The sequence below is a fragment of the Streptomyces sp. DH41 genome, from assembly GCF_029813785.1.
Taxonomy (GTDB): domain Bacteria; phylum Actinomycetota; class Actinomycetes; order Streptomycetales; family Streptomycetaceae; genus Streptomyces.
Window position 1 is genome coordinate 1 of the sequence record NZ_JARVKY010000060.1, and the last position, 1,627, is coordinate 1,627.

Genomic DNA, 1,627 nt, shown 5'->3' on the forward strand with positions numbered 1-1,627 from the left:
TAGGGCCTGTCGTTTGGATCACCCCTGGTGGGTGGGGCAGAGGAGCTTATCGATAGGCCACCAGTTGATCAGAGTGTGGTCTGCCGTGGAACAATGCGTCGGGAGGGACGCAAATGGGGGGCGTTATGCGGCGGGGACATTTGACGGCACTTTGTGCCCTCATGGTGGTTTTTACGCCCACCATCACTGGGTGCTTCGCTCGTTACGAGGCTTGTCCTGGGGAAGACGGCCGCCCCGATGACCTGGCCAGTGGCGACTTGGTCGGCACTTACCGGAACCCGTCAGGAAGCTCAGTAACGCTGCGGGGCGATGGCGCCTTTACGACAGTGGCTTGGCCTGCCGGCCTCGACGATGCAACGGGCCCCATAGACCAGAGAAGAGGCAGTGGGCGGTGGGCACTCACCGACGGCGGTCGCAGCGAGTTCGACGTTTCGCTCTCCTTCCACGAGATCAACGACTATGAGGGCGGTCCGGGCAGTTACGGGTCCGGACTCGACATCAGCGGCAACCGTGAGGATCTACGGCTGTATGCGTGGATCGGTGACCCTGACGACTGCACCAACATGAGCATCTTCAGTAGTGAGTCGCTTGCTTAGGAAGCCCTGCGGGTCAGCCGGTTCCCGGCCATGGCGCGGGCCTGAGCAGGCTGTGACGCGATAGTCGCCCACGATCAGTCCAAATCGTTCGTGGTCAAGCGTGTCCACCAGCATCGCTTTCGTTATGTCCGTACGTCGCGTTGGTTTAACGGGCGGACCAGAGGAAAATGCCCGCGATGTGGAGTCCGGCCAGGTAGATGGTGGCGGTCTTCTCGTAGCGGGTGGCGATTCCTCGCCACTGCTTCAGTCGGTTGATGCACCGCTCGACGGTGTTGCGCTGCTTGTAGGTCTCGCGGTCGAAGGCCGGTGGCCTGCCGCCTCGGCTGCCCCGACGGAGCCGGTGCCTGCGCTGGTCCGCCGGGACGGGGATCACGGCCCGGATGCCGCGCTTGCGCAGGTGCTCGCGGATCGCGCGGGAGGAGTACGCCTTGTCGGCCAGGACCACATCCGGCCTGGTGCGAGGCCGTCCTCGCCGACGGGGAACGCGTAGGCGGGCCATGACCTCGGTGAAGGCAGGTGCATCACCGGCTTGTCCGGCGGTGAGAACGAACGCGAGGGGCCGGCAGCGGGCGTCGGCGGCGAGGTGGATCTTTGTGGTCAGTCCGCCGCGGGAGCGGCCGATGGCATGGTCGCCGGGTTCGCCGGCCGGGGCCCCTTTTTGCGGGCCCCGGCCGCGTGCTGGTGGGCCCGCACGATCGTGGAGTCGACCGAGACCGCCCAGTTGAGGTCCTCGTCCGCGTCGGCCTGGGCCACCAGGGCGGTGAACACCCGCTCCCAGGTACCGTCGACGGCCCACATCCGCAGCCGGTTGTAGACGCCTCTCCAGTTGCCGTACCTCTCCGGCAGGTGAACCCACTGCGTGCCGGTCTGGAACTTGTAGGCGATCGCGTCGATCACCTCACGATGATCGCGCCAGCGGCCACCCCGCTTCGGTGTCCGGTCCGGAAGTAACGGCTCGATCCGCGCCCACTGCGCGTCAGTCAACGGCACACCCAGACCAACGACCGACTGATCCAAACGAAACTGCCTAG

At 65.7% G+C, this 1,627-nt stretch carries 1 pseudogene; it reads right to left on the reverse strand.

The features are described from left to right. Positions 1-741: 741 nt before the first annotated feature. Positions 742-1,592, reverse strand: a pseudogene (locus QC283_RS39365) (IS5 family transposase). Positions 1,593-1,627 lie beyond the last annotated feature (35 nt).